Annotated in this window: 22 protein-coding genes and 4 pseudogenes; 11 read left to right on the top strand and 15 right to left on the bottom strand. The window is 67.3% G+C overall.

Translation table 11 applies throughout. The annotated features are described in order from the left end of the window. Positions 1-10: 10 nt before the first annotated feature. From QC385_RS25230 to QC385_RS25220, 3 genes are all read left to right on the top strand, one after another. Positions 11-880, top strand: a complete 870-nt coding sequence (locus QC385_RS25230) for an RICIN domain-containing protein (protein ID WP_279543623.1) — start codon at positions 11-13, stop codon at positions 878-880. Between the two features lie 305 nt (positions 881-1,185). Further along, positions 1,186-4,005 (top strand): helix-turn-helix transcriptional regulator, encoded by a 2,820-nt coding sequence (locus tag QC385_RS25225; protein ID WP_279543622.1) that lies wholly within the window; start codon positions 1,186-1,188, stop codon positions 4,003-4,005. A gap of 604 nt (positions 4,006-4,609) precedes the next feature. Then, the gene (locus QC385_RS25220) at positions 4,610-5,116 is read left to right on the top strand and encodes a helix-turn-helix transcriptional regulator (RefSeq protein ID WP_279543621.1); all 507 of its coding nucleotides are present in this window, start codon (positions 4,610-4,612) and stop codon (positions 5,114-5,116) included. Positions 5,117-5,151: 35 nt separating this feature from the next. Here the strand turns inward: QC385_RS25220 and QC385_RS44330 are convergent, their stop codons facing one another. Then, complete coding sequence (locus QC385_RS44330) at positions 5,152-5,697, bottom strand: ATP-binding protein (RefSeq protein ID WP_443032985.1); 546 nt, start codon at positions 5,695-5,697, stop codon at positions 5,152-5,154. Between the two features lie 471 nt (positions 5,698-6,168). On the opposite strand from QC385_RS44330, the gene QC385_RS25215 reads away from it, so the two are divergent. Then, positions 6,169-6,459, top strand: coding sequence for a hypothetical protein (locus tag QC385_RS25215; RefSeq protein WP_279543620.1), 291 nt, complete (start codon positions 6,169-6,171; stop codon positions 6,457-6,459). 9 nt (positions 6,460-6,468) lie between these two features. On the opposite strand, the gene QC385_RS25210 is transcribed toward QC385_RS25215, so the two are convergent. The 3 genes from QC385_RS25210 to QC385_RS25200 all read right to left on the bottom strand — a co-directional run bounded on the left by QC385_RS25210 (position 6,469) and on the right by QC385_RS25200 (position 7,811). Continuing rightward, positions 6,469-7,286 (bottom strand): IS5 family transposase gene (locus tag QC385_RS25210; protein WP_279543619.1). Its coding sequence is split into 2 segments (ribosomal slippage): positions 6,469-6,944 and positions 6,944-7,286, totalling 819 coding nucleotides; the frame shifts between segments, so codons are not numbered across the junction. 7 nt (positions 7,287-7,293) lie between these two features. Further along, complete coding sequence (locus QC385_RS25205; protein WP_279543617.1) at positions 7,294-7,542, bottom strand: hypothetical protein; 249 nt, start codon at positions 7,540-7,542, stop codon at positions 7,294-7,296. A gap of 125 nt (positions 7,543-7,667) precedes the next feature. Then, positions 7,668-7,811: a hypothetical protein gene (locus tag QC385_RS25200; protein WP_279543616.1), complete on the bottom strand. Its 144-nt coding sequence runs from the start codon at positions 7,809-7,811 to the stop codon at positions 7,668-7,670. A gap of 60 nt (positions 7,812-7,871) precedes the next feature. Between QC385_RS25200 and QC385_RS25195 the strand changes: the two are divergent. Further along, positions 7,872-8,446, top strand: a pseudogene (locus tag QC385_RS25195) (IS5 family transposase); the annotation flags it as partial. A gap of 79 nt (positions 8,447-8,525) precedes the next feature. Here QC385_RS25195 and QC385_RS25190 read toward each other — a convergent pair. Further along, on the bottom strand, positions 8,526-10,010 hold the full coding sequence (locus QC385_RS25190; RefSeq protein WP_279543615.1) for an FG-GAP-like repeat-containing protein: 1,485 nt from the start codon (positions 10,008-10,010) through the stop codon (positions 8,526-8,528). A gap of 72 nt (positions 10,011-10,082) precedes the next feature. Then, positions 10,083-10,273 (bottom strand): annotated as a pseudogene (locus QC385_RS25185) (SIP domain-containing protein); the annotation flags it as partial. Between the two features lie 368 nt (positions 10,274-10,641). Here QC385_RS25185 and QC385_RS25180 point away from each other — a divergent pair. Next, positions 10,642-10,833 carry a hypothetical protein gene (locus QC385_RS25180; protein WP_279543614.1) on the top strand — a complete coding sequence of 64 codons (192 nt, stop codon included), beginning with the start codon at positions 10,642-10,644 and terminating at the stop codon, positions 10,831-10,833. Between the two features lie 99 nt (positions 10,834-10,932). Here QC385_RS25180 and QC385_RS25175 read toward each other — a convergent pair whose 3' ends face one another. From QC385_RS25175 to QC385_RS25165, 3 genes are read right to left on the bottom strand one after another with little or no spacing between them, the layout of a single operon-like run. Further along, positions 10,933-11,982, bottom strand: coding sequence for a GNAT family N-acetyltransferase (locus QC385_RS25175; RefSeq protein WP_279543613.1), 1,050 nt, complete (start codon positions 11,980-11,982; stop codon positions 10,933-10,935). 24 nt (positions 11,983-12,006) lie between these two features. Continuing rightward, the gene (locus QC385_RS25170) at positions 12,007-16,356 is read right to left on the bottom strand and encodes a caspase family protein (protein WP_279543612.1); all 4,350 of its coding nucleotides are present in this window, start codon (positions 16,354-16,356) and stop codon (positions 12,007-12,009) included. Continuing rightward, a complete protein-coding gene (locus QC385_RS25165) occupies positions 16,346-17,062 on the bottom strand; it encodes an alpha/beta hydrolase (RefSeq protein ID WP_336621328.1) in 717 nt (238 codons plus the stop codon). The genes QC385_RS25170 and QC385_RS25165 overlap by 11 nt, the downstream gene beginning before the upstream one ends. 398 nt (positions 17,063-17,460) lie before the next feature. On the opposite strand from QC385_RS25165, the pseudogene QC385_RS44325 reads away from it, so the two are divergent. The 3 genes and pseudogenes from QC385_RS44325 to QC385_RS25155 all read left to right on the top strand — a co-directional run. Then, positions 17,461-17,652, top strand: a pseudogene (locus QC385_RS44325) (integrase); the annotation flags it as partial. 89 nt (positions 17,653-17,741) lie between these two features. Continuing rightward, on the top strand, positions 17,742-17,891 hold the full coding sequence (locus QC385_RS44110; RefSeq protein WP_336621327.1) for a hypothetical protein: 150 nt from the start codon (positions 17,742-17,744) through the stop codon (positions 17,889-17,891). Between the two features lie 806 nt (positions 17,892-18,697). Further along, the gene (locus tag QC385_RS25155) at positions 18,698-18,841 is read left to right on the top strand and encodes a hypothetical protein (RefSeq protein ID WP_279543610.1); all 144 of its coding nucleotides are present in this window, start codon (positions 18,698-18,700) and stop codon (positions 18,839-18,841) included. Positions 18,842-19,061: 220 nt separating this feature from the next. Here QC385_RS25155 and QC385_RS25150 read toward each other — a convergent pair whose 3' ends face one another. Further along, positions 19,062-20,846 (bottom strand): pentapeptide repeat-containing protein, encoded by a 1,785-nt coding sequence (locus QC385_RS25150; protein WP_443032984.1) that lies wholly within the window; start codon positions 20,844-20,846, stop codon positions 19,062-19,064. Positions 20,847-21,349: 503 nt separating this feature from the next. Next, positions 21,350-21,826, bottom strand: coding sequence for a hypothetical protein (locus QC385_RS25145; protein ID WP_279543609.1), 477 nt, complete (start codon positions 21,824-21,826; stop codon positions 21,350-21,352). A 17-nt stretch (positions 21,827-21,843) separates the two neighbouring features. On the opposite strand from QC385_RS25145, the gene QC385_RS25140 reads away from it, so the two are divergent. Continuing rightward, on the top strand, positions 21,844-22,710 hold the full coding sequence (locus tag QC385_RS25140; protein WP_279543658.1) for a sigma factor: 867 nt from the start codon (positions 21,844-21,846) through the stop codon (positions 22,708-22,710). 20 nt (positions 22,711-22,730) lie between these two features. On the opposite strand, the gene QC385_RS25135 is transcribed toward QC385_RS25140, so the two are convergent. Continuing rightward, complete coding sequence (locus QC385_RS25135; protein WP_279543608.1) at positions 22,731-24,635, bottom strand: ABC transporter ATP-binding protein; 1,905 nt, start codon at positions 24,633-24,635, stop codon at positions 22,731-22,733. Beyond that, a pseudogene (locus QC385_RS25130) lies at positions 24,632-24,820 on the bottom strand (ABC transporter ATP-binding protein); the annotation flags it as partial. The pseudogene QC385_RS25130 and the gene QC385_RS25135, both read right to left, overlap by 4 nt. Positions 24,821-24,920: 100 nt before the next feature. Between QC385_RS25130 and QC385_RS25125 the strand changes: the two are divergent. Continuing rightward, positions 24,921-25,298, top strand: a complete 378-nt coding sequence (locus QC385_RS25125; protein WP_336621326.1) for a hypothetical protein — start codon at positions 24,921-24,923, stop codon at positions 25,296-25,298. A 214-nt stretch (positions 25,299-25,512) separates the two neighbouring features. Here QC385_RS25125 and QC385_RS25120 read toward each other — a convergent pair whose 3' ends face one another. Together QC385_RS25120 and QC385_RS25115 are read right to left on the bottom strand one after the other, a co-directional pair. Beyond that, the gene (locus QC385_RS25120) at positions 25,513-25,710 is read right to left on the bottom strand and encodes a hypothetical protein (protein ID WP_279543607.1); all 198 of its coding nucleotides are present in this window, start codon (positions 25,708-25,710) and stop codon (positions 25,513-25,515) included. A gap of 288 nt (positions 25,711-25,998) precedes the next feature. After that, the gene (locus tag QC385_RS25115; RefSeq protein ID WP_279543606.1) at positions 25,999-26,538 is read right to left on the bottom strand and encodes a cysteine hydrolase family protein; all 540 of its coding nucleotides are present in this window, start codon (positions 26,536-26,538) and stop codon (positions 25,999-26,001) included. Between the last annotated feature and the right edge of the window lie 443 nt (positions 26,539-26,981).

Genomic DNA, 26,981 nt, shown 5'->3' with positions numbered 1-26,981 from the left:
TGGTGGGAGTGTGGCCTCATCGGAGAGCTTCGAAGCCAGTGTCGGTTTTACGGTCGGATGGAGCCAATTCGTAGTTGCTACCCTGACCGGTACGTATGGGTGGAGTTGGCAGACGACTGTCACAGGCGAGGAGAGGAGGACGGTCGAGCTGCCGCCAGGATACATGGGCTGGCTCTCCTTCTCGCCTAAGTACAAGGCCATAGACGGTCTATATGAGGAGAAAGTGCCGCTGGGGCCGTACTACGAGCTCAATTCTGGGAACGTTACGGTCATGACTCCCATGGAAACGAAAAACGCCTTGGGTCAGCCGGTGCCCGACGGAGTATACAATCCTCAGTCACGCCCGATGACCGCGGCCGAGCAACAACAGTTGTGCGGCAGAGTGCTCTACGATGCCCCGACTGCTGGCAACAGGTACATCATCAACCATGTCGGCGGGGGCGACGGATTCCCTGCTCTATTCCCCGAAAGCAAGGGGTACGGCGCTGAAGGCGCCTACGCATGGACAGGGGCCGAAGAGCCCTGGAACCGCAGCGCAGGAACCTGGGCTGTCCAGAGCGCCGGAAACGGAAACGTAAGGATCGTGTCTGAGGCTACAGGAACATGCCTCACGCTGGCGCCCTATTCCGCCACCCGGCTGTTCCTCTTCAAGTGCGATGGACGCGCGAAGCAGGTCTTCCGGACTCAGGGACTCGGCAATGGAAAGTACCTCATTACCCAATCGATGAACGGCACGACGTACAAGCTGTACCCCGACCGCGTGGATATCGGCGGGAGATGCGACGTGCAGAACATGGGTAACGGTGCGATGGTTTACGGCGGGACCACCGCTGGCGGCCTTTCGGACGCCTGCGCCGCCTGGATGTTCCGCAAGGTCTGAGCCGAGGCAAGAGGGCTGCTGCACCTGAAACACAGCGTCTTTCATACATGACGGTGCCGGCCCCGACTCGGGGCCGGCACCTCCTTGTCGTGCTCCTCTACGGCGCGCCATCAACTGGTGGCCACGCAGGAATCGCCATTTCTTTCACAATGCAGCCGTCCAGCAGCATCTGCCTGACAAGTGGGATCAATGGATATCTGCTGAGGGGACTCATGGCGCATCCCGCCGACTCCAGTAGCCAATGCCGGCGCTGTGAGTTCTAATGGGTATATATTCCTATATGTGAGCTAGGAGGTGCAGGGGCAGTGTGCGCCGGGAGGCCGGAGGGATCTCCGGCGGACGCCGGTATCCTGGTCGGGCTCTTCGTTGGCCGCGAGTGGGAGCTGGCTCGACTGCGCCGCGCATCCGAGGACGCGCGCGGCGGCACGCCCTCGCTGATCGTCATCGACGGGATTCCCGGAGTCGGGAAGTCTACGTTGGTGCGGAAACTCCTCTCGGAGTTGACCGATTTCACGGTGCTGGGAGCCCGGGCCAATCGGCATGAAGAGACTCTGCCTTTCGCAAGCTTGGGACATTTGACCGCGCGGATCGGCTCGCAGTCATTTACCCAGGGTGACACCTCAACGCGGCCGCAGACTCCGCTCGCCGCGGGTACCGAGCTCCTCAGGCTTCTCGACCGCCTCCAGAATGACCGGCCTGTGGCATTGGTACTGGACGACGCAGACCGGGCGGACTCGGCGTCGTTGCTCGCCATCGGATTCGCGCTGCGTCAGTTGTGGCACGACCGGGTGCTGTCGGTGATGGTCTTGCAATCATGGCCACCACCGTGGGACGAGTCCGTCCGGCAAACGCTGGAAGGTGTAAGCCACTTCATCCGCATCGGGCTGCAGGGCCTGTCCGCTCATGACGTCGCCAGACTGGCCACAGCGGTGCGGGGGCCGCTTCCGCCCGGTGCATTGGAGCGCTTGATGGCCCTGACAAGAGGCCATCCGCTGCTCCTTGACACATTGCTCAGTGAACCCGCGGACCCTTTCAACGTTGAAGGGCGCCCGGTTTCCATCCCCGTCGGAGTCACCACCGCTGTGGTACAACAGGTTGCCGGAATGGCACCAATGAGCAGGAATGTGCTCGATGCACTGGCCGTCCTCGACGACGCCGTACCCGTACCTCAATTGGGCCTGGTAGCGGGCGTGTCTGATGTGCTCGCTGCGCTCGATTCCCCCGTACGTGTGGGACTCGTGGAATGGGCAGCGCCCGGTAGTGACGTTGCCTTCGTGCGCTTCCGGCACCAGTTGCAGAGGGACGCGGTCTATAAGGTGATGTCTCCGAGCCGCAGACGCCATCTGCATGCTGAGGCGGCTGCCGTCCTCGGCGGCAGCGAGGCCTTGCGCCACAGGGTGGCCGCTGCACATCGGTTTGATGCTGCACTCGCACGTGAGCTTCGGGACACGGGCGCCGCCGAGCTGTCACAGGGGCACCTCGGCCCGGCCGGCACTGCTCTGGCATGGGCTGCTCAACTGACGGAAGGCAGTGACGAGCGGCAACGCTTGCTGTGCGATGCCGTCCGGTTGTTCTTCTGGGCGGGGATGGACGCCCAAGCCGTACAACATCGATCACACGTACTGGTTGGCGGGCACTCACCCTTCCGTGAGGAAGCTCTTGGACTCATGGACTTCACCAGAGGACGCCTGAGTCAAGCGCGTACCCGGCTGACTCGCGCCGTGGAAGAGCTGGGTACTTGGCCGCGCAGGCCTGAAGTGACCATTGCGGTGGCGACCGAACGAGCTGCCGTGTGCGCCATCATCGGAGCGGGGGCCGAAGCAGAGACGACGGCTGCCTCGGCGCTGGAGGAAGCGGGTGAGGCTCCGGACAGGGAACCCGCGTTGCCGGAACCTGTTATCCCACCGGGCGTTGTGGCTTCGGCGCAAGCGTTTCGTGCCTATGGACGGTCGATGCAGAAGGGTGCCACTGAAGGCCTACGCCAGCTTGACCACCTGCCCGCGCAGGCGGAGGACGTGACGGAGGAAGAACTTCCAGCCCTTTTCTTCCGCGGACTGCTCAGGGGAGTAGCAGGGCGATTCACCGAGGCCGAGGCCGATCTCACGGTGGTGACAGCCCGATCCGGCTCGTACGGTGTGAGGATCATCGGCCTCGGCAGCCGCGTCCACCTGGCGTTGTGCCGTTTCATGACCGGGGCATGGCCCCAGGCACGCCGTGACGTTGAGATCGGTCTTGCCATGGTCGAGTTCAAAGGGCGTAACTTCGACCGTGCGAGCTTGCACTCGCTCGCAGCCACGATCGCGTCCGTCCAGGGGAACGTTGATGAGGCACAGGAGCACATCAGCCAAGCCGAGGAAGAAGCCGCCGTCCTGGACTACCTGGGAGCTCAGTTTCATGTGGCCGTGGCCCGTGCTACAGCCGCCCGCTGCCGTCACGACTATGACGGGGTACTCCACGCGTTGAGCGGCGTGTCGCACGGGACCACGACCATGGGACGCTCTCGTCTCTTTGCCCCGTGGTGGGTGCCACTTCAGGTGGACGCGCTCGTGGCGTGCCGTCGGTTCGACGAGGCGCGCCGCATCTTGCATGTGCTGACCACCGCCGGCCTGGCCACCGACAGCGAGTTCTACCCGGTGGTGCACGGTTGGCTGTCGGGGCGTATACGTGAGGAACAGGGTCACCTTCGGCACGCCGCCACTCTGTACCAGAGCGGAATCTCAGGTGCGCACGACCGGCCGACCGTACCGCTCTACCGTGCCCTCTGTGAGCACGCGTTCGGTAAATGCCTGAGCGGACTGGGGGACACGGACCAGGCGCTGGGACATTTGCGCACCGCAGAGAGGCTCTTCGCTGCTCTGGACGCACTGCCATTTCTGGAAGCTTGCCGCGCCGACATCAGTGCTCTGGGCGAACTCACAGCCGTCGGTCCCCTCGGATGGGAGAATCTGTCCTCGCGGGAACGCGAGGTGGCTCAGCTGGTAGGGAAGGGCCGCACGAACCGAGAGATCGCAGACGCGCTCTTCGTGAGTACGAAAACCGTTGAGTATCACCTGCGGAACATCTTCAACAAGCTGGATCTCCGCAACCGGCGCGAGCTGCGTGACTGGGTTCAGCGGGAACCTTAGGTGTTCTGCCCCGGTGGTAGACGTTTGAAGCAGGTCTCAGGCGACGAGTCTGAAAAAAAGTCAGAGGCCTGCCGGGCTGGTGTGAAATGCAAGATTCGCACCCTGTGCCCCACCTCCACCGCAAGGCGCCTGACCGGGACCCGGGCCTGGCCCGCTGCTCCTCGGCGATGGGTGACCGCTCGGGCGGGCTGCGGAAGGCATCCGGTTCTCCGTGACGACGGCCCAGCGGTGGCCGAGCCCATGCGGCGACGGTCTTGGTGGCCGAGCAGCGTCGGGTGAGGACGCCTACTCCCGACACGGACTCAGACGTGTTCTTGACAGCGGTGCCCTGGGCCGTCCTGATCACCGCAGTGCCGCCGAGCTTCGGCGGTCACGGTGAGAGCCTGACGTGCCTCCGCAGGGCAATACGACTAGGGCTTGTGCCTAGGGCGCCCATAGTTGCGCCGCTTGTAGCTTCATTGTCCGGAGGCGCTCAATGAATGAAGCACACAGCCACGACCGCAAACCCGACGTCACTTCTGGAGAAGTGGCCCCCGAGATGGTCCCGACTCGTATACATTCCCTCGTCGTACAAGGATCGCTGGACTTAATTAGACCCCTCCATGTGACCAGTGTGAGTGCCGTCCTGGACGACCGAAGAGTGCTGATTCTCGATGACCAGGCAGAAGAGTCTGGAATGGCCGCGACTCTTGTCTCCGTAGGGCTTTCCCTGCTACGGCGCGTGAGCGCCTGGCCCCGGGAAACGGGGCCTGCGCTGGTATACATCGACAGCTTCTTGAACGAGGGAAAGCATAACGCCAAGCCGTTCATCGCTGTAGTCGGATGGATTGATGAACGTCGACTGCTGGCGACAGCCGTGGCGAAAGCTGAGGGCTTCAAAGAAGGCGCGAACCCGTGGCGGGACGGCCGTCTCACCAGACGAGAGGCGGAGGTCGCGGGCCTCGCGGCACGCGGTTTGACCAACAAGGAGATCGCCCAGAAGATATTCCTGTCAATGGGCGGTGTTGCTTACCATCTCGGAAACATCTACGCCAAACTCGGCCTTCGAAATCGCTACCAGCTACGTGACCTCTGGATGTCGGCGATGGATGAGCCTGAATCGTCATCGTAAACAGCCACGATCGGCCTCGGCGGGTGAAGCAAGCGCTACTGCTGCTGTGCGGGGACCACTAGCGGGGCGCTTCCAGGGCATGACCGTCCCCCTGTTCCCGCCTGGCCCTCGCTGCCTGAGGCATCCCGCAGCCTGGTGGATACTCGGCCGTCCGTGGCCGCCGAGCCGAGGTCGTGGGCAGGAACGTCAGCCCAGTGAGTAACTCTCCGCTTTGCGACATACATGCCCCAAGCGGTTGACAGGAACTCGACGATGAAGGCGCCACGCCCATGCTCATCTTGTTCGTATTTGGCCAGCATTGTGCTGTTTTTGGGGGCAGGGCCTCCGTCAGCAACGGCTATATGAATTGTGTCATCGGCGCGCCAAGGAGTCAGGTGAAGCGTGATGGGAGGCAGCGCATGCTCGAGGGAATTGGTCACGAGCTCAGACACAATTAGGAGAGCGCGTTCGACCACCTCTTCCTCCAGTCCCCAGGACCGCAGCGCGTCACGCGCGATTTGTCGAGCGGAAGCGGCCGACTGAGGCTGGTGTGGCAGCGCAGCTTGCACGTGCGGCGGAGTAGCACTCTTCCTGGAAACCATGTAAGAACTCCTCAGCCGTTGCGGGTGGCTCTTCTCTGAATCACCTCATTTCTACCCACCTGTCCCCTGGAAGGGCATCGATGAAAAACCCTAGTAGGACTCCGTCAGGTGTTCCCGTCGGGCCTGTTCGAGAGCATGCTGGTCGACTGAGCCTCGTGTTCTGACAGCGCGTGTCCAGGATCACTCTTTGTGATTACTAGACGGTGCTCTGGCCTGCGCTGATCAGTTTGGTGTGCGGCGGTGATCAGGCGATGGCGATGCGTCCGTACTTGCAGTGGCTGTTAGCGCTGCTCTTGGCGTGGGTTCTGAGCTGCGGGTCGCTGTGCATGGTTCAGGTTCAGTTAGCCAGGCGGCCCGGTCGCTCGGTGGCTGTCACCCGTTCGGGTGTCCTGGTGCGCGCCGCCGCCAGGTGCCGTACAGGCTCAGAGGTAGCTCTTGCCTGTCGGCGGTGCCGGAACGAGAGGACTCTTTATGGCGGTCCATGACAAAGTGCGCACTATTGGGCGCAGCGGTCTGGAAGTGCTTGACGTTGCCGTGTCCAGGCAGTGCACAGTCGAGATCAAGGAACCCCGCGATACCGTCGCTCTCACTCGGCGCCTGAATGGGGTGAAGCTGGATGTGGTGGGCGACGCCAACTTCGCAGGGCTCAAGTTCGGGCAGACCATTCCTTGGGGCAGCATTCGGGCTTCCGGGCCTGAAGGGTTGCGGATCTCCTACCGGGTGCGGACTGGACGGGATGTGACGGGAGACCCGGAGTTCTAAGACGGTGTCCTACGTGGTGAGGCGGATGAGTCGCTTGTAGCAGCACAGGGCTGCGGCGAGTCCGAGAAAGGCCAGGTAGTTCCGGGGATTTCGCTCGTAGCGGTGGTTGAGTCGTCGGTAACCGCTCAGCCAGGAGATGGCCCGCTCGATGACCCACCTGCGGCGGCCGAGTCGTTCGCTGGACTCGATGCCCTTGCGCGCGATGCGTACGCCGATGCGTTTGCCGCGTAACCATTTCCGCACGTGAGGGACGTCGTAGGCCTTGTCGGCGTGGAGGCGCTGGGGCTTGAAGTGGCGGCCGCGGTGGGGGTCGTGTCTCGTTTGGTGACCGGCCATCATCGGCTTCAGCGCTTCGCTGTCGTGGACGTTGGCGGCTGAGACGCCGACGAGGAGGGGCAGTCCGTTCGCGTCCGACAGGACGTGCATCTTGGAACCCGGCTTGCCCCTGTCCACGGGACTCGGACCTGTGAGTTCGCCCCCTTTTTAGCCCTCACGTGGGCGGAGTCGAGGACAACGCGGGTGACGTCGATCAGGCCGGCGTCGTCGAGTCGGTGCAGCACGGCTTCGTGCAAGCGGCCCCAGACGCCGACCCTGGACCAGATGAGGAACCGTCGGTGAACAGTGGACTTCGAGATGCCGAAGCACGGCGGCAAGGCCCGCCAGGCACAGCCGCTGACCAGCACGTAGATGATGGCTGCGAACAGCGTCTCATCAGGCGTGTCCTGTGTTCCGCCGCCCTGCGGCCGCACCCTCGACGGAGGAATCAGCGGCTTCGCGATCTCCCACAGTCCGTCCGGAACAATCCAACTCCACGTACCCCGCCCCATACCGAGGTCAACGACCCCTCACCACGTAGGACACGGTCTTAATCCGGTGCTGCTGGATGTCAGCGCGGACAGTCGGGAGCCGGCTGTTCTCGGGGGCAGGTTGGTCGAGGTCGTAGAGGTCCTCTAGGAACGTGACCTCGTCCAGTCTCCCCCACCAGGGGCTCGATATCCCGCGCAGGTAATTGAAGATTTCGTACTGCGTCACCGCTGTGATCGATGGCTGCGGATGCGCCGGGGCGGGGTCACTGGACGTCATGTGTCTCAGGATGAAGGGCAGGGCGGCCAGGTACCGGCCGATCGAGATTTTTCCCCTCCCCGACGAGACGTCAGGCAGAGTGCCGCAGGTTGGGGGCCCCGCCCCTCCCGCCCGACCACGTGTCGTCAGGGACACCGCTGTTCCTCGAGGACGTGGTCGGTTCCGCGTTGGGCGGCGTACCAGCCAAGTGCGCGGACCATGGCCTTGTGCGGGGTGGGCGGGAGCATGGCGTGCAGGGTGTCCCAGGGCCCAGCGGACGTGGAAGGCATAGCCGCATGACCTGGTCCTTGCCCGAGCCGATGCTCACCGTGGCCGCAGAGAGCCCTGCCCTGCTCGCTGGGTGGGCCGCGGAACCCAAGTGGGACCTGACCGGTCTGGTCACCTGCTTAGATCCGGTTCGGAGACGGTGGGCCGACCACCGCCGCACGCTTGAGGCCATCGCGTGGGAGTACCGCACCAACTCGCCCTGGCGAGACCTGCCCGACGAGCTCGGCTCGTTCGAGACCGCTCACAAACGCCTGATCAGATGGGCCATCGACGGCATGTGGGAGAAGATCCTCGCCGCCATCCTTGCGGCAGCCGACGCCGCCGACGACATCGGCTGGACCATCTCGGTCGACTCCACTGTCGTCTGGGCCCACCAGCATGCCGCCGGAGCAATGAAGAAGGGGCCGCGGACCGAAATGAGCCGGCCGACCACGCACTCGGACGCTCCTGCGGCGGGCTGAGCACCAAGATTCACCTGGCCGCAGACAGTCATGCGCGCCCCCTGGCCCTGGTCGTCACAGCGGGCCAAGCCGGTGACGCGCCTGCCTTCGAGACGGTCATGGCCCGCATCCGGGTACCGAGAACCGGCCCTGGCCGGCCCCGGACCCGACCCACCATGGTCCTGGCCGACCGCGCGGCCGAGGAGTGCCTCGGCCTCGGGGTCCTGGGCGAGGTGAAGGGTGACGTCTATGACCCCGATCATGCGGTGGCCGGGGTCACATCTCCACGTGGGGGCTGGTGAGGGCGGCACCGAAGTGGCCCTTGAAGCTGCGGACCGTGATGCCGGCGCTCTTGCCGCAGATGCTGACCGAGCCGCTCAGCACGGGGCCGGAGGCCGAGCCGCGGGCGATCCACACGCAGCCGTCGCTGTTCTCGCCGGCAATGCCGACGACCGTCTCCGGCCTGCCGTCCTTGTTCAGGTCGGCGATGTGGACGGCGGAGCCGAACTGGTCTTCGGTCTCAGCGGTGCCGGGCACGTCCGCGGTGTTCTGGCTGTATCCGGCCGTATGGGCGGTGGTCAGGCCGGAGGCGGAGCCGCGCAGCAGGACGATCGCACCGGCCGACCCCTGCGTCCCAATGCCTTCGCCGGGGGAGCCGACGAGGACGTCGGCGTACTTGTCGCCGTTGACGTCACCGATGCTGAGAGACTGGCCGAACTGGTCGCCGTTCTCGGCCGTGCCGGGCACACCCGCTGTGTCCTGCTGGTACACCTTCGGCTTCTGGTCGGCGGTGATGCCCTGTGCGCTGCCGAAGAGGACCTGGATCTCGCCGCCGCGGTGGGCGGCACCGGTCTCGTTTGCGAGGGAGTCGTCCTCCGCGATGCCGGTGACGAGGTCGCCGTATCCGTCGCCGTTGACGTCGCCGATCCCGCCGGTGTGGCCGTCGGCGTAGGGGAGATCGGTAGGCCAGTTGGCGGAGCCGTCCTCGTTCGGGGCGCCGTTGTCGAGGTGCACCGGCCCGCGCAGGTCGCCGTTCGTCGGCCCGGCCAGCCAGAAGCGCTCGGCCTGGTCGTCGCCGTCGACGTCGCCCATCACCACGCCTCGGGTCTCGCCCGTGCGCCACTCCCGGTAGGTGGAGGCGGCCTGCCCGGTGCGCGTGAACGGGCCGGTGTAGGAGGCGCCGTCGCAGCGGGAGCCGATGCTGAGCTCGCGGGCCCCGTCGCCGTTCATGTCACCGGTGGCGAGGGACATCCCGAAGCCGCAGAGCGTCATGCCGTCTCCGTAACCGGCGGGCGGGGCGATGTTCGCGCCGCCCGCCAGCCCGCCCGGCCCGCCCCACAGCACGGTCACGGATCCACGGAGTTGTTGGGCGCCGACATCCTCACCAGGGGTGCCGACGATCAGATCCGCGTACCCGTCCCGGTCCAGGTCGGCGCTGGTCACCGTCGTACCGAAGCGGTCGCGCTCCTCGGGGTCCCCGGGAACCCCCGTCGTCGACTGCGTGATGACCGTCCGGCGCGTAGTGCTCACCGATGATGCCGAGCCGTACATTACGACGACTGCACCGGCCGCCTGCACAGTGCCGTTGGCGGCGGACGGCGCTCCAATGGCGAGGTCGCGATAGCCGTCCCCGTTGAAGTCGTCCTGGAGTGCGGCCGTGTTGGCGCCCTTGTACGGCGCCGCGGCGGAGGACGTCACCGGAGTGAGGCTGACGGCGACGGAGGCGGTTAGCACGGCGGCCGCCGTGAGTGCTCTGCGCAACGGGACTCCAAGGATTGATCAACAGCAACGGATGTCCCACTGGACACATGAACCACACGATTGGTTGTACGGTCAGGGCCGCCAGTACCCCAGCGCGTTCACCCGCTGCTTCGGCAGGCCCAACTCCCTGCGGACGTACGACGTGAGGGCCGGGTCGTCGCCGTGTCGCAGGCGATCCAGACGTACGAGTCCTCGGTGCCCTCGATGAGGCCGGGGAGGGTCTCCTTCACCTGGGCCACCAGGTGGGCGCCGGCGTCGCGCCGGTGCCCGAGAGCCGCATTCGTGCCCGTCCGCCGGTGAACGCGTCGACTACCGTCACCGCGTCCGCGTCCTCACCCGCGCCGTCGCCCTGCATGCCCTCCCCCTCCGGTTGTCGTCTCCGCCCCCTTTAGCTGTGCAAGGGGACGGCTCGCCACCAACCGCGCCAGCCCACTCGCAAGCTCCCGGGCCGCCGCGGCCGGCGCCGAGACGACCCCTTGTAAGTGCGCCCCACACGGCCACCCCACGGACTTTTCCAAGATTCTTTGCGACCCCCGAGGCCGGGAAATCAGGCCGTGGGGTGGGGCTCGGACAGGCACTTACGAGCGGACGTCACATCATCAACCTCTGGGCAGAAATAGTGAGTTCGCCCGTGCCGACGCCGCAAGGGCCGGCCCCGTTCCTGACGATCCACACGACCATCGTCCTTCTGATCGCGGTCGTCATCGGCCTGATCGTCGGAGGGCTCACCTTCCTCAGCGGCGGTGCCGTGGCCGCTGCTGTTCTGGCTGGTCTGACCGCAGCCGGTGTCAGCGTCCCGGTGCTCCGCTCACTCATCGGCTGAGGTCCGGCCACGGTCTTCATGGACCTTCCGAAGGAGGCACCGTGGAGCAGCTCCCCGCCGGGCTTCAGGACAGGGCGCTGCTCCTCGAGGTCTTCCGCCTCATCGGGGGACGATCAGATCGGTGGTGCGCGTGCGCAGTTGCCACGTGTCGATGGCCTGGTGTGGCTTCATACCCAGCTTCTCGTACAGCGCGAGCGCTCCGGTCGTGTTCTCGGTGTCCACGCCGAGCCCCACCGTGTCTCTGCTGCGCATGGCGAATGTGGTGAACGCGGTGCGCAGCAGGTACGCGCCGATTCCGTGGCCTCGCGCGTCCTCGATCACTCCGAGTTGCCGTACCCATCCCATCGTTTTGCGGTTGTCATGAGCGGCCAGTGCGCCCACGGTGCCGATCCCCTCCACGGATGCCAGCCACACCAGGGTCGGATCGACCTTGCTGGTGGGGGTGGCGAGTTGCTGGCACCACTGCTCGAAGGTGACCGGGTGGTGGCTGAAGTGGTGGGTGAACGCCTTCTCGATGAGGTCGTGGGCGAGCCGTAGGTCCGTTTCGGAAGCGCAGGCGTGTACGGACACTCCCGGTTGAACGGGCGGCAGCGTGTCGGTGTCCGGAGCGACGGGTTTGGCGAGCAAGCTGTATCGGCGTACGGGCCGCCAGCCCCTCTCCTGCAGCAGCGCGGGGTTCAGGGTGGAGCGCTCCCTGAGGTACAGATGGCAAACCGCTTCGTGCTGGCCGTTGTTGCGGGCGATAGCCGCGGCCCGGGACCCCATCAGGTCGAGGAGGGCGGCCCCCGCCTCCTGGTGTTCGGGAAGCGCGTAGTGGTCGGCGTCGATGTGCCCGGTCCCGTGGCTGTCGCATACAAGGGCGTAGCCGACCAGGGTCCCGTCCGCATCGAGGGAAAGCCAGGTATCGGTTTCCGGCTGGGTGCCCGCCAGAGTCATGTCGCGGACGACCTCGGCCACCTCGGTTTCCGGTTCGCCAGTCTCGATCACATCGATCTTGTTGATCAGTTCGCATATTTCGGCGGCGTCCTTCAGGGTGGCCGGCCGTATTGTGATAGGGGATTCCGCGGAGCGCTGTTGCATGCCCCTCAGGGTGATCGGGGGTGGCAGGAGGTGCAACGGCTTTATCTTGTTGCCGTAGGCGGCTTCCATCTGCTCAGGCGAGTCACCACCGGGTCACTGGACTGCCTGCCGCAGCACGGTGATTTGATCGCCATAGCAGCAGACCAGATGCCCGGTCCCGGCGAAGGCCAGGGCGTGGCACGCGTCTGGCGTGGGGACAGCGTCGAGGGTGCGATAGGTGTTCAGGTCCCACAGACGCACGGTCTCGTCGGAGGAGCAGGTTGCCGCGACGGGTCGGCCGTCAAGGATGGTGGTTGCGACCGCGGTCACAATGCGTGGTGATGCCGTTTGAAGCGGAGGTGCCGCCAGAAGCCAAGAGTCGGCCAAGTGGCCGGTCAGCGGAGTGCCAGCGCGCAGCGAGGACAGGTCCCACACGGAGAGCCTGCCGCTGCTGTTGCCCGTGACGACGACGGGAGACGAGCCGCGCGCGGCGAAAGCCATTGTCCTGACGCCGCGGGCACTGTTCATCCAATGGAAAGGACGCCTTGGGGCCCGCTCCCCGGTGGGCAGTACGGGTGGTTCTCCCGTAGTCAGGTCCCACACCCGGATGTCGCCACGCCTCGAGCCCACGATCCCGACCGGCCGACCGTGCAGTACGCCGCATGCCACCGCGGTGAGCGGGGTGCGGAGACCGAGGTCCTCGGGTCCCACATGAACGATCATGGGTGGGCCGAGCAGTTCACCGCGGTTGAGGTCCCACGCTCGTGCCGTGCCGTCCGCCGCCGCGCTGACCACGACCGGTCGATCGTTCAGGCTCATGCACGCCACCGCCGTGACCCGGTCCTCGTGTCCCCGGGCCGGTGGTAGGGCAGCCTGTCCGGTTGCTGCGTCCCAGACCCCGACCGTCAGGTCTGTCGAGCCCGTGACGACGACCGGCCGTCCGGCGAGCTCCGTGCACACTAGGCTTGTTACGGCACCCGTATGACCGGTCCGAAGCGGTGCGAGCGGCTGTCCCGTGGCTGCGTCCCACCGTCTCAGGACCGGGCTGTCGTGAGCGGTGACCGCGACCTGACGGCCATTCAGCTCCGTGCACGCCACAGCAGTCGCGATGGCATCGTGGCCTCCGTTCCCGACGCGTTTGCCGGCCGTGGTCAGCTCCCAAGTGCGAATGCTCCGGTCGTCGGAACCCGTCACCGCCACGAGACCGCTGTTCACCGTCGCGCAGGCTGCGGCCTTCACCTCACGCGAGTGCCCGTACATTGTCTTGCCCAACTGCTCGCGGGTGCTGAGGTCCCAGACCTTCACAGTGCGGTCGTCAGAGCCGGTGACAGCGACGAGACGCCCGTCCAGAACGGCACAGGCAAGGGCGTTCACCGATGCGGCGTGCCCGGTTTGGAGTTCGCCATACATGCGCCGGTCGGTGAGATCCCAAGCCTGTACCGTCCGGTCCCCTGAACAGGTCACGACCGCCGGACGGCCGTTTTGCTCGGTACACGTCAAGACGTTGATCTGTGAGTGGTGGGTGATCGCGGCCTGGTGGGTGTGCTTGTCGAGGCCCAGTCTCCACACATGCAGGGTGCGGCGGCCTGCGGCAGTCACGGCTGCCGGATGGCCGTCGATCACCGTGCACGCGACCCCTCTCACCGAACCAGCGTGGTCATCCAGCGGATCGCCGATCTGTCTGCCCGTGGCCAGATCCCAGACGCGCGCGGTGCCGTCGGCCGAACCGCTCACGGCCATCGCCCTGCCCCCGAGTTCCGTGCACGACACAGCGGTCACAGGGGCTTCGTGGCCGGTCAGGGGATCGCCGATGGGCCGGCCAGTGGCCAGGTCCCACAGCCGTAGCGTGCAGTCTCCAGATCCTGTGACCAGAACCGGCCGTCCCGCCAGCTCCGTGCAGTACATCGCCATCACGGCACCGAGATGGCCGGTGTGCAGGTCGTCGATCCGCCGGCCGGTCACCAGATTCCACAGGCGAACGGTCGTGTCGCCGTAGCCCACTGCGACGACATGCTGTCCGTTCACCTTGCCGCAGGCCACGGAGCGCACCCGCCCCGTCTTGTGGGCGAGGGTGGCCCGCAGGCCGGCCGACAAGGTGCCTCCGGAGCTCCACACCGGCTTCCAGGCGTGCTCATCGATCCCGGAGTTCAGCGTCGCGAGCAGAGCCGGGTCATCGTGATGGGCGGCATCCAAGGCGAGGATGCGGCGGCGCTTGCTCGGGTCCTCGTGGCGGTGCGCGCCGAAGGACGTTCGGTAGATCTCCGCCGCCCGGTAGGCGGGCCCGGACCGCACCTCGCGCAGGTGGGACATCAGCTCGTCGGGGTCGGCGTGCACCAGGAATTCGGCCTCTGTGACGACCTCGTCGAGCACCTCGCCCCGTACGGCGTGGGCGGGCAAATACCGCCGGGTGTAGGGGTGGGCGCGGCTCCAGTCACGTTCGCCGTCGAGGGCGCGGGGAACGCGCGAGATGAGGGCGTGTGTAACGCGGGCGTGCGCCTCGGTGGCGTCCACGTCCGCCCTGAGGTGTTCGGCCAGGGCCTCGTGGTAAAGGCGGTAGGCGGAGCGGCCGGATTCCGTGGCCTCGACCACGTACGCGCCGGCCGCGTGCCGCAGCCACATGATGTCGTCGTCCGTGTACGCCCGCCCCGACATCGCACTTGCGAGTGACGCCCACAGGTCTTCCCAGGGCAGACCCTGGCCCTCCGCGAACGCGAGCGGTCTCAGCAGGTCGACAGCGCGGTCCGCGTCGGAGCCGAGCCGTTGGGCCATGTCGTGCCGCATGGCCTCGCTGGGAAGCCGGGGCAGGGCAGCGTGCCAGGCCGGGTCGTCGGGGTCGGGCAGCACGGGCGTGGCAGCCAGGGTGCCCGCAGAGATCCGGGCGACGAGGAACGACGGACCCGCAGCGGCGGCGACACGCCGGGCGACGGACATGCGCAGCTCCTGCGGACAGTTCAGGTAGGGCGAGCCGGGGTGCGCTTGAAGGAGGTTGAGGACCGTGTATCGCAGCAGGGCGTTCGGGTCCGCGTATCGGTCGGCGTCCAGGTCGATCTGGTCTTCACGGCGCAGGCCGAGCGTCGGCAGCAGGTGGTGGCGGGTGCCGAGCAGCAATCTGACCGGGACGCCGGTTTGCCGGATCAGCGGGAGTAACACCCGGCCGCACAGAGTGTCGGGGGTCATGGCCTCGTCCAGTGCATCGATCAAGACCGTGAATGTGCGGCCACCGGCTTCACGGCGTAGTCCTTCGGCGAGCTCACCGACCGTGGTGGCCGGTACCCGGGCGGCCTCGGCCAGGCCCTGGAGCACTTGCTCGTCAGTCAGATGTTGGGCGTAGACGCTAACGTCGAGATCACCCGGGGCGGGCAGGTCGGCTATTGCGGTTCCGATAGTGTCCAGCGGGATGATGCGGCGATGCTCCTCGTCGGTCAGGGCCGCGACCAGCCCGAGCACTGCGGTCTTGCCCGAGCCGGGGCCGGCGGTGACGGCCAGAACCGGTGACGTTTCGGCGCTGCCGACCCGCAGCCATGAGGTGATCTCGGCCAGCGCCCGCTGCCGGCCGCAGAACCACCAGCCCGCCCGGTCGGGGGTGGCCCCCATGGCGCGCACCAGGAACCGGGTACGCAGCTCGGTCTCACGCCGTTCGCGCTGTTCCTCCCACTGGATCGCCTGCTGGAGGGCGAGATCCACCTCGGTGAGCTGGGCGTCATGGCGGGGGTTGGGAAAGAAAGGGGGCGCCTCGCCGCTCATGCGGGCCAGATTCGCGTTGATGTGCTGGTGCGGTGGTAAGGACGGATCATCGTTCATCCGCCCGACGAGGGCGTCGATGTCGAGGGTCGTCGGGCCGTGCCCTGCCGTAGCGAGGCTGTCCACGGCGTGTGCAAGGACGCGCGGGAAGGCTCCAGTCTCCGCCTGTTGGTGCGGGTAGGCGGATGTGAGGACGGCCAGTCCGGTCCCGAACTCATGGCGCCAGCCGTTGCCAGCACGGGTCAGGGTGGCGGCGACAAATTCGTTGCCCCCCTGGCCGGAGTAACAAGTGTCGAGCATCAGCAGGAGCCGACGGATGGACGTGCCGCTCAGCATTTTGCGGGCCAGGGTGGCGGTGAGGAGGGCGTCGTCGATGTCCTCGGGATCGGTGTCGGACATCAGCAGAACGTGTTCGCCGGTATCGTCGAGGATCTCGCCGTGCCCGGCGATATACACCGCCAGTATGTCGTCCGGTCGGCGCTCCGAGGATCTGCAGAAGTCCCTCAGATGCCGGGTCAGTTGATCGGATGTCGGGTCGAGGCCGAGGTCGGTGACGTGCTGGTAGCCGAGGCGGCCAGTGAACAGCTCTACGATGTCGTCCCGCGCCCCCACGAGGTTGGGACGGTCCCAGCCGAGGTGGCTCCCCGCCTGGTATCTCGTTACCGCCGTCGCGATGAGGAACCGGCGGGGCTCGCCACCACCGGCCGGCCAGTCACCGGACACCGAGCCCGCCAGCTATCGCCGACCCGACCCGGGTATCAGTCAGATAGGCCGTCGCATCGTGGGCACGCGCGCCGTTGTGCACGGCCACTCCTTCGACCTTCGGCCCGAACCAAGGGCGCAGGTCCTTGACTAGGGCAACGACATCACCGTGGTCAGCAACGTTCGTCCAGGCCATGTCGTCCCCACCGGGCCAGACTCCGAGTGGGGTCGGGGCGGGGCTCAGCCGGTCGAAGATCATGCGCACCCCGAGCGGTGAACCCAGTGTCACAAGCGCGCGGACGTTATGGCCCGGAGCGGAGCACAGGGCCTCGTAGGCCACCACCGAGCCGAGTGAGTGGGCGACGACGACCTGGGTGTCGTCCCCGATCTCCGAGAGGACGCGCTTGCGGGCCGCGGCCCGCACCTCGATGTCCAGCAGGTAGCGGCTGGTCTGTTTCAGGGCGCCGACGAGGGCGCGCAGCGCCAGACCGGAGAAGAACCGTGACCGGGACAGCGCGCGCAGCGCAGCCTGCACAGAGCGCGGGGTCCGGGCGAGCGTGTCGGCGCCGGGCGGCACGACCGTGGAGTCCACCTCGGCCGCCGCCTTCCACCAGGCGAACAGCAGTTCAGTCTCGAATCCATCGGACACATCGGGGGCGGTGTACCGCGGCTCCCCGACGGCCAACGGCTGTCCCGCAAGCCGGAACAGGTCCCCGTAGAAGGCCATAGAGATGCCACTGTGTGGGAGTTGAGTTGCGCCCGCCCGACGTAGTCCGTCAAGAAGGGCCGGGCGCCAGGTCACGAGCAGGCTCTCCTCGCCCCCCGTTTGCTGGCCCACCCCGTGCACACACACCACACGTGCCATGTCGTCCCCGTCCGTGCCCGTTCCGGCACACGCAATCTTACGGTCGTTGCCGCTGTCGAGGGCCCAGAGTCTGTGCGTAGGGCGGTGACGACCCTGATGATGACCGCCGATCTCCACCTGGCCGCCCTGGTCAGAGTGGCTGAAGACCGCGAGACGGAGGAGGACCAGATGCGCACCTTCATGCGGATTCGGGCAGGCCCTGCGCCTCGGCTTCCTGATCACCTAAGCCGCGAATCTCTCGATCCGGTTGCTCAAGGCGTTGTTCTAACGTCACCGACGATGACGGCAAACACGTCTCCGACGGCGCGGAACCTGAGGTCCCCTGGGTCGCCATCACGCCGGTTGTCCAGGCCATCCGCGTTCTGGAGCGCATGGTGCCCGAGAGGGAACTCCTGCTCAGCGCCGCTCACCACGACTTCCCCAACCCTCGCGGCTACCACGGCAGGTTGAAGACCGGCTGCGAGTCTTCGCCAACGCCTACGGCCTCGATGAAGCCGAACGCCGTCGGCTGGTCCCTCTGCTAGGGCGCCGTACGCATCCCATGCACGACTTCCTGCGCGACCAGGCCGCCCGGGGTATCCACCCCTGGGCAACACTGTGGGCCGCAGGCCACGGCGACGCCTGGCGAAGCGACGCCGAGTACATTGAACAGCGCGAAGACCAGTGGGTACACGCCCTGCTCGCCGACTGAGGCACTGAGGAAGCAGCGAGTCGGCTACGCGGCGTTCGACATACTGAGCCATGAACAACAGTTGGCCTCATCGGCGTGATCGGGACGGTTCTGTCCGTCGCGATCGCAGTAGAGACGGACGACCAGATACCTGGCGGCGCCCCTCCGGTGGAACTTCTCGGTCTCGGAGGCCACGCGCCCCGTCGACCCTCGCGGCGAAGGGTGCGCCAGCGAGCTCGAGCGGATGGACGGTGACATGAGGCGTCTTGTGATCCCGGCCGTGGCAGCAGTCGTGGCCCTGCTCGGTGGCTGCGCCGACGAGCCGAGCGGCTGCGATGCGAAGCCGAAGCTCTCGGAGGCAAAGGGCGAGAAGCGGCCGGTGAAGATCAAACCGAGCCAACGGCATCCCGGCCTCGCCGACTCCGAGTTGGAGGACGCCCTCCCGTCGCCGGGACTCGAGGCGGACCCCGTCGAGAAGGTGCTCAACCACCTGCGGCAGGAGACGCTGCGCATGGCCGGCGTCATCGGCAAGACCGGTCCCGGCAAGTGCGATGGCGAGGTCATACGGCCACGCGGCAAGACCGTCCGCTGCACCGTGTCCTTCGAGGGGGTGACGGTACCCTGGCTGGTCACCAGCAAGGGCAACGTCGGGCAGCGCCGGAGCCTTCAGCCAGGACTTCGTCTACACGGCCCAGCCGCTGAAGACCGTTCACACCGCCCAGTCGGTCTACGACTTGTTCGCCTGGGAGACCGGGAAGAACGGGACGGCGGAGGACCCAGAGGACCCAACGGCGCCGGTGGATCCGCGGTGCGACCGGCTTCCGAAGGTGTTCACCGCAGAGCCCGGCGAGGAAACCGGCTACTTCTGCCAGGACATCTATGTGGGCTGCACCGACGACGTCCAACACGTCGAGTGGTCCGACCATGCCATCCACGTCGACAAGCGCGGGCGGCTGTCGTTCCTCGCCTAGCTCCACTGACCGGCCCATGTCAAAGAACGTCACGCTGTGTCTGCGTGTCGTAGCGTCAGCCGCAGCCACCGCCGCACTGGCAGCTGCCACCGTTCTGGCAGCCGCACGAGCAGGCCGACGACAAGCGCATCGCGGAAGCGCAGCCGCGCACCTGCCCGTCGCCATTGCCAGCAACTCCTCCCGAGCCCTGCTCATCGCAAGCCTCGTCCACGGCGGTGGATCAGCGTTTGATGCGGTTGCGGACGGCCACCACAGCGAGGCCTAGGAGAACGGGTTCGGTCACACGCGAGGCCATCTCTATGTAGGTGCCAGCGGTGGTCAGGTCCTGTCCGGAGGAGCGGAACACCACCGAGTTGAGCGTGACGTTCAGAGCCTTCTTAAAACGCTCGCCAGTGAACCGGTTACCGGTTGGGTTCTTCGGATCGTCCTTGTCGATCTCGAAGGTGACCCTGCCGCCGCCAGCCGGGACCGTGCCGGTCGCGGTCTGCTTCGGGGTGTCCTGGGCAAGGCCGACCGCCATCAGCAGCACCACGGTCAGGAGCGTGGCGGCGCCGAGCCAGGCAAGAGCCCGGGAGGCGCGTAGGCCGTAGCCGGACAACGCCCAGTACGCGGTCAGCAGACCCCGTTCACTGCGGGGGATGTCGTCGGCGTGACGGCGCATTTCCATCTCCCCGTAGTAGAAGTCCGCGGCCCCCGGCTCGTGCTTGCCGTCCTCGAAGGCCTTGCGCAGCGCCCGGTACACCGGCGCCAGCTGCAACGGCCCGGCGCGCCCTGCGCCGAGGACCGCCACATTCCAGCCCTGCACTGCCCCCGGCTGGCTGGCACGCCAGTGGTGTTCCTCGGCCAGGGTGCGGCGCTCGGTGAACCGTACGGGAGGCCAGCGTCGCCAGTGCACACCTGCTGGGACCGTGTCGAATGTGCATGCGCCTTCCAGACGCAGTTGGTCCAGGTGCACTGTACCGGCGAACAGACATCCCGACAGGTCGACGTCGGCCAAGACCAGGTGGGCCGCATCCACTCCGCGCAGCGACGCCAGCCTCACCCCAGGGCCAGGAGCACTCGCCTGGCAAGCCTCTGCCAGCTGCCTGCCGTCGGCGAGCACGAAGGGATCCTGCTCCGCGGCGATCGTGAGGGGGTACTCGCAAACTGCATGAGCGAAATCCACCGTGGCGTAGCGCAGGCGCAACGCGGCTGTCGACAACCAGCGCGTCCGCTTGCACTCAAGGCGGCGCGCTGCGAGTGAGAGAGTCACTGGCCCGTTGAACACTGCCCCGGACAGCACCACCCGCCCACCGCACACCAACGGCCCGAGGCCATCCGAACGTGCAAAGGCCACTGATGCAAACACGACGTCACTCTCGAACGTCGCCGATCCGAACCAGGCGTCGCGCTCAAACGTCGCACAGTTGAACCTGGCGTCGTGCATGAATAACGCAGTCCCGAACCAAGCGTCACCTTCGAAGGCCGCCGCGCGGAAGCCAGAGGTGCCATGGAAGGTCGCAGACTCGAATTCAGCCTTGCCTCGGAAGATAGTTTTGGAGAACCCGGCGGTGCCCTCAAAAGTCGCCGACTCGAACCCGGCGTCTCCGCAAAATGTCGCTGCCTCGAACCCGGCGGGACCGTTGAAGGTCGCCGAAGCAAACAAGGCGCGGTCCTCGAAAGTCGCCGACTCGAACCCGGCGCGGCCCTTGAAAGTGGCCAACTCGAAATAGGCACCCCCCTCGAAGGTTGTTGAATGGAACAAGGCGTCCCCCTCGAAGACCGCTGACTCAAACAAGGCGCGGCCCAGGTGCGGGTGGCCGGATGTGGGGTCACGCAGTGCGTTGAGGAGGGCGTTGAGGAGGGAGGCGGTGAAAGGGGTTCCGCAGTGGTCGATGTCGGCACCGGGGGCAAGGCCTGACAGGTAGGCGTCGCGGTCGATGTCCGCCAGGTGGGCCAGGCAGGCAGCATGACCGGATACGCGGATGCCGCGACAGCCAAACGGGCTCTCCGGACTGACGTCCACACCACAATGCGGCCAGCTAGGAAGAGTCAGGCACGGGCTGGGGCTGGGACTGGGGCTGAGGCTGGGCTGAGACATACCCTGAGGACGATCGAGCACGGCCAAGCGGTTGCCGATCGTACATCGGTCCCATGCACCGGGCGTCCTTGCCAGCGGCGGCAGGATTCCGTGGCCTCGCGCGCCCTCGATCACTCCGAGTTGCCGGACCATCCCATCGTTTTGCGGTTGTCATGAGCGGCCATTGCGCCCGCAGTGCCGATCCCCTCCACGGATGCCAGTCACACCAGGACGGATCGACCTCGCTGATGGGGGTGGCGAGTCCCTCGCGGCATATCCAGAATCGGTCACCGGATCCGATCCTCGAGGCGACCTGTACCTGAATGGGGTGGCCGAGGTGAGTGAGGAGGCGAAGTGGACGGACTTGCCGCCCGGCAGGGCCGGGGGACAGTGAAGGGACCCGGAGGTTCGGGTGAGGCAAGCTCCGGGCCCCCCTTCCACGGCTTCCGCTACTTGCCGGCCGCCGGATCGCCGTCGCCGAGGCCGATCCACCAGTGTCCGTCGTCCTTGACTAACAGCAGTTCCTGCCGCTGACCGGTCTCCTCGTACCTCACCGTCACCGGGTTGAAGTAGTCGACGGACCCCTCCAGCACCGTGACCGCGACGTGCCCGCCCGCTGCCTTGCCGTACTCGTGTACATACTTGGCTGCGGCCGCTCCGGGCTGCTTGTAGGCGGGCCCGGCGAGCTCCGCGAGTCCGTTGGCGTCGCCCTCTTTGAGCCGTTGCACATAGATCCGGACGAGGGTGTCGACGTCCCCGGCCGTCTCCTCTACGTCGGGGTACACGGACTTCTCCGCGCGCACCGTCACGTCGACCCCGGGCGAATCGGCCAGGGCATAGGGTGCCCGGAACCAGTTCCACCACACTGCGACGATCCCGGACACGACGAGTACGCCGCCGCACAGCAGGATGACCCGCTTCTTCATACGCATCTTCCCCCGGAATCTCTGATCCGTTCGAACGGTACCGGCAGGTGATGTTCGGCATTTCGTACCGCATGCTCGGTACCGTCGTTGACGCTGAGGACGTCGTCCAGGAGACCTGGCTGCGCTGGCAGCGCGTCGACCGGGACGCCGTCGCCGATCCGCGCGGGTATCTGGTGCGGGCCGTCACCCGCACCGCCATCGACCAGATGCGCCGCAGCCGTGTCCGGCGTGAGGAATACGTTGGGCCCTGGCTGCCCGAGCCGCTGCTGGTCTCGTCCGACGTCGCGGTGGAGTCCTCGCTGCTCGGCGAGTCGCTGAGCATGGCGGTCCTGGTGATGATGGAGACGTTGTCGCCGCTGGAGCGCGCGTTTCGTGCTGCACGAGGTACGGCTTCAGCTTCCCCGAGGTCGCTGAGGCGGTCGACCGCACCGAGACGGCGGTACGCCAGCTCGGCAGCCGAGCCCCGCGCCATGTGCGGCTGCGCAACCGGCGCTTCGAGCCCGATCGCCGGCAGGCCTGCGAGATCACCCAGCGCTTCCTCACCGCCTGCCTCGACGGCGACGTGGAAGCGCTCATGGCTGTGCTGGCCCCCGCGTGATGTGGGCGGACGGCAACGGCCACGCGAGACCCCGTGCGTCCCGCTGCACAGCGCCGCCGCCACCACCGAGTACTTCGCGTCCACGGCGGGCCGCTACCCGGCCGGGCTGGAGGTCCGCATGCACGAACAGTACGACGGCGCGCCCGCCGCCGTCCTGGCCACACCGGCTGGCGTGTCCGCCGTAGTCACCGCAGACATCGACCTGGCCGACGGACTCCCCCGCATCACGGCAGTAGGTGCCGTGCGCAACCCGGAGAAGCTGGGGCGGGTGCCAGCGGGGCGCTGAGCAGGCCCGGTCTGCCTCGATCACGCTGCGATCGTGCGCCTCCTTTGCCGCGATGATTCCGGCCTCGCACCTAGCGCCCCCGCGCTCTTGCTCTTCGCGACGCCGGGATTCTGAGTATGCGATGCCTTCACGATCGGCGCGGCTTCGCGTCGCGCCCGCTGTCGGGTGGTCCGGAGTTCAGGATGGGGTGACGGCGAGGACACGGTTGAGTGCGCTGTCGGAGCGGGTTGTGAGTTCGTCCAGGTGCCCTCCTCTGTGATGCGGCCGGCTTCGAGGACGGCGATGCGGTCGGCGCGGCGGATGGTGGCGGGGCGGTGGGCGATGACGATGGTGGTGCGGTTTTCCTTGCCGAGTGCGGTGGCGAGTTGGGCGTCGCTGGCGTTGTCCAGGTGGGCGGTGGTCTCGTCGAGCACGAGGACTCTCGGCTCGGCAAGCAATGCTCGGGCGAGGGCGATCCGGGCGCGCTGGCCGCCGGAGAGGGTGGAGCCGCGTTCGCCGACGAGGGTGTTCATGGGGGCGATCCGGTCGACGCCGCACAGCCGGGCCGTTTCGGCGAGGAGGTCGTCGTCCGCCTCGGGCGCGGCGAAGCGCAGGTTGTGGGCGAGGGTGCCGTGGAAGAGGGAGGTGTCCTGGCCCACTACGGCGATGGCACGTCGGAGTTCGGCGTCGCTCACGTCACGCACGTCGACGGGATCGCCATCGCCGGGGATCAGGTCGACGGTTCCCTCGGAGGGGTCCCAGAAGCGGGCCAGCAGGTGGGCGCATGTCGACTTGCCGGCCCCTGAGGCGCCGACCAGTGCGAGGGTCTGCCCGGCGCGGACTGTCAGATCGACTCCGTCCAGCACGGGCCGGTATCCGTAGTCGAAGCTCACCTGGTGCAGCCGGACGCCCAGCGGGCCGGAGGGGAGCGGGCGGGGTGAGGCGGGCGGCGGGGCGAGAGCGGGGGCCTTGAGGGCCGCGTCGACGCGGGCGGCGGCGGCGCGCAGTCCCACGGCCTGGCTCAGCGCCCTGGCCGACTCGGCGACGGGGCCGAGCACCGACAGGGCCAGCGCCATCGCCGCCGGGGCCCATGCGCCGTGCAGCCGTCCGGAGGTCACGGACTGTGCTGCGGCGGCCACGACGCCGAGGACCGCGAGGACGATGAGGAGGTCGCGGACCGCGGCGGCCATGGCCTCCCAGGTGGCCTCGGCGCGTTGGGCCTGACCCACCTGCCGGCCCTGTTCGGCGAGACGGCGGCGCCGCTCGGCCAGCCAGCCGAAGGCGAGCAGCTCACGCAGCCCGTCGACGGTCTCCACGGTGTCGGCCGACAGCTTCGCGGCGGCCGCCCGGGTGCATGCCCCGCGCGCCGCGCGTCCGCGCGCGTCGGCGAAGGGCGCCGCGGCGAGCAGCGCGGCGACCGGCACCACCGCCGCAAGCAGCCAGGGTTCCACCATGGCGAGGACCGCAGCGCCGCCGGTGAACGCTGCGCTGGACGCGAGGAGGGCGGTGGTGTGGGCGTAAAAGAACTCCAGTGCTTCGACGTCGGCCATGGCGGTGGCGGCGAGGTCGCCGCTGCGTCGGCCGGCGACGCGGGCGGGCGCGCTGCGGGCGAGTCCGTCGAAGACGCGTATGCGTAGTTCGGCCAGCACCCGGTAGGCCAGGTCGTGGCTGAGGTCCATCTCGCGCCAGGTCATCAGGGTGCGTACGAGGACGAGGACGATGAGCGCGCCGACCGTGCCGACCGAGGGGGCGCGGTCTTCGATGACGGCGGTTCCGACGGTGTGCGCGGCCAGTGTCAGCAACGTGACGAGCGAGCCCTGTTCGATGAGTGCGGCGGCGCAGGTGCGGGCCATCATGACCCGGTGCCTGGCGAGGGCGGGGAGCAGAGCGCGCAGTGAGCCGCGCGCGGGCATGTCGGCGCTGCCGCGGCCGGTGGTGGTGCTCATGCGGCGAGCCCTCCCTGGTGAGCGTGGCCCGCCTTGACGAGCTCCGTGTAGACGCCCCCGGCTTCGACGAGGGTGGTGTGCTCGCCGACGGCGTCCACGCGTCCGCCGTCGAGGACGACGATGCGGTCGGCGTGCTGGACGGCGGCGAGTCGGTGGGCGACGACCAGGACGGTCCGGCCGCCGGTGCGCGCGGAGACTTCCTCTTATCTGGCTGCGCGGGCGAGCCGATACGATTGATCACTACTTCGGCGTATGCGTGCCGTTGATCACCAGGGGGAAGCATCCGTGTCCAGCCGCGTTCAGCCGGTGCAGCAAAGTGATCCGCATCGTGTCGGTCCCTATCGCGTCGTGGGCCGGATCGGGTCCGGCGGCATGGGCACCGTGTATGCCGCGCTCAGTGCCAGCGGGGAGCGGATGGCCGTCAAGGTTGTGCATCCGACGCAGGCCGCCGACGACGAATTCCGTGCTCGGTTCCGGCGGGAGGTCCAGCTGTCCCAGCGCGTTACGGGCCCCTGCCTGATTCCGGTGGTCGATGCCGACCCCGATGCGCCACCGAATCCGATGCACCGTCACCCTCCGTATGTACACCTGGTGGAGCGGGCGGGAGTGGAGTGGCTGCCACTCCCATACGCATCGTGCGGCGCACCGGTGCGGTGGGGATGAGTGCACGGCATCGTCGGCGCGCGAACCGGTGCGCACGATGCACCGCACCAGCGCACCGGATGCCGGGGTGTCCTGCACTCCCCCACCGCACCAGTGCACCGGAGTGGAGTCCACCCGATGCGCTCCACCGTGGTCTCCACTCTCCGGGTGGACTCCACTCCCTACCCGGCCGCCGATCCGCGCCCGGGTGCGCGGTGGAGTTCACCGTGCGCACTCATCCCCAGCGGCGGCCCCGCACGGAGCGCCACGGGTTCGGCCGGCCGCCGGGGTACTGCCGAGAGCGGGAGCGGCGCCGGACGGGCGGCGGCTTCGGCGACGGGTACAGCGCCGCGCGCAGCCGGGCCGCGTCGGCGAGCTGCTCCAGGCGCTCGCGCTGCTCCGGTGAGAGGTGCGGCAAGGTCGGGTGGACCATCGGGGCCTCCGTGCTTCGGTGGGTTCGCTCCCCTGCACCATCGCGGTCTGCGTCGCCTGCGGGAGCGCTCGCGCGGCCCTCGTCCCGACAGGCGCTCCGGCGACTTCGCCCGTCGTCCCGTGAGACGGGCACGAGGGGTTCGGGCCCTGGTGGCCGAGGTCAGAGGTGGGGCAGCCATCCTGCTGAGCAAGCGACCGGCGGCTTTCCGGCCAGCGGAGGCGATGCCGTCTTGCCCCCGCATGCGAGAGTCCGCACGGCCTCCCGTTATTGTGGTGCGATGGCCTTGAGCTACTCCTCGACGCCGACGACATCTGCCCACTGCGGGAACAGCTTTTCGGTGAGCATCTGGTGCACCTCCGGATCGGTGTCGAGGCAGGCATCCGCCAGGACGGTGAGGCCGAAGTCCAGGTCGATGGCGCGCCACAGGGTGGAAAGCACTACAGCGCTGGTGGCGATGCCGGTGAGAACAAGACTGTCGATATCGCGGGCCCTGAGCACCAAGTCGAGGTCGCTGCCCGAGAACGCGCTCCCCCGCCTCTTGGTAACCACGACGTCGCCCTGCTGGGGCGCGACGTCGGGATGGATTTCGGTGCCAGGGGCCGCTTCGGTGAACAAGCCGGCCCGCACGATATTTGTCATCACCTTGTTGCGAGGGCTGACTTCAGGATCTCCCGGCCGTAATCCCATCACCACGTAGATCACGGGGATGCCAGCAGCCCGGGCACCGTCGATCGCCCTTCGCAAGCGCGGCAGATATCCGGAACTGTCGTCGGCGATGGCTACGACGTCCCGTTGGACGTCCATCACCATAAGTGCGCTGTTTGCCATGCCTGCCGTCCCTTCTCCGTTGGTGAACAAGAGCAGTCTGATGGATCACTTCCGGCCTGACAGGCCAGGGACGGCTTGGAGGCGAGCGATCCGCCCGGGCGGAGTCGCAGGAGTCTCAAGGGTGGGATGCCCGGTCCCGCTCATGCGTTTCTCGGTGTCCGTGCAGGTCCTCCTTTACGGCTGCCGCCCGGGGGCAGCCGGGATTTGTGCTTGCCTGCCGCAGGTCAGGCCGCGAGCCGTAATGCTGACACGTAAGGCACGTGCGCGGTCAGATTTTCTGAAACCGCTGCGTACCCCCTCGTGGTGGCTGTGCCGGTTTGAGTCGGCCCCGGCAGGGCGGTCCGAAGTGGCCCCAGTTCACGCCGCATCCGGCGATTGTGGTGGCTTGAAGTGGCCCCGGGTGTTGGCGTGATGCGGCTCCGCCAGGTCGGCGGCTGACGCGG

It is taken from the genome of Streptomyces sp. DH10, from assembly GCF_029813805.1.
In the GTDB taxonomy this organism is placed as follows: domain Bacteria; phylum Actinomycetota; class Actinomycetes; order Streptomycetales; family Streptomycetaceae; genus Streptomyces; species Streptomyces coeruleofuscus.
This window is presented reverse-complemented; position numbering and strand designations above follow the sequence as displayed.

Coding starts and splice junctions, on each gene's coding strand:
- QC385_RS25200 (WP_279543616.1), bottom strand. CDS start 7,811: ATGCCTTCCACGTCCGCTGGGCCCTGGGACACCCTGCACGCCATGCTC.
- QC385_RS25175 (WP_279543613.1), bottom strand. CDS start 11,982: ATGGAAGCCGCCTACGGCAACAAGATAAAGCCGTTGCACCTCCTGCCA.
- QC385_RS44330 (WP_443032985.1), bottom strand. CDS start 5,697: ATGGTTTCCAGGAAGAGTGCTACTCCGCCGCACGTGCAAGCTGCGCTG.
- QC385_RS25165 (WP_336621328.1), bottom strand. CDS start 17,062: ATGGCCTTCTACGGGGACCTGTTCCGGCTTGCGGGACAGCCGTTGGCC.
- QC385_RS25215 (WP_279543620.1), top strand. CDS start 6,169: ATGGCGGTCCATGACAAAGTGCGCACTATTGGGCGCAGCGGTCTGGAA.
- QC385_RS25115 (WP_279543606.1), bottom strand. CDS start 26,538: ATGGCAAACAGCGCACTTATGGTGATGGACGTCCAACGGGACGTCGTA.
- QC385_RS25120 (WP_279543607.1), bottom strand. CDS start 25,710: ATGGTCCACCCGACCTTGCCGCACCTCTCACCGGAGCAGCGCGAGCGC.
- QC385_RS44110 (WP_336621327.1), top strand. CDS start 17,742: ATGCACGACTTCCTGCGCGACCAGGCCGCCCGGGGTATCCACCCCTGG.
- QC385_RS25145 (WP_279543609.1), bottom strand. CDS start 21,826: ATGAAGAAGCGGGTCATCCTGCTGTGCGGCGGCGTACTCGTCGTGTCC.
- QC385_RS25135 (WP_279543608.1), bottom strand. CDS start 24,635: ATGAGCACCACCACCGGCCGCGGCAGCGCCGACATGCCCGCGCGCGGC.
- QC385_RS25205 (WP_279543617.1), bottom strand. CDS start 7,542: ATGACGTCCAGTGACCCCGCCCCGGCGCATCCGCAGCCATCGATCACA.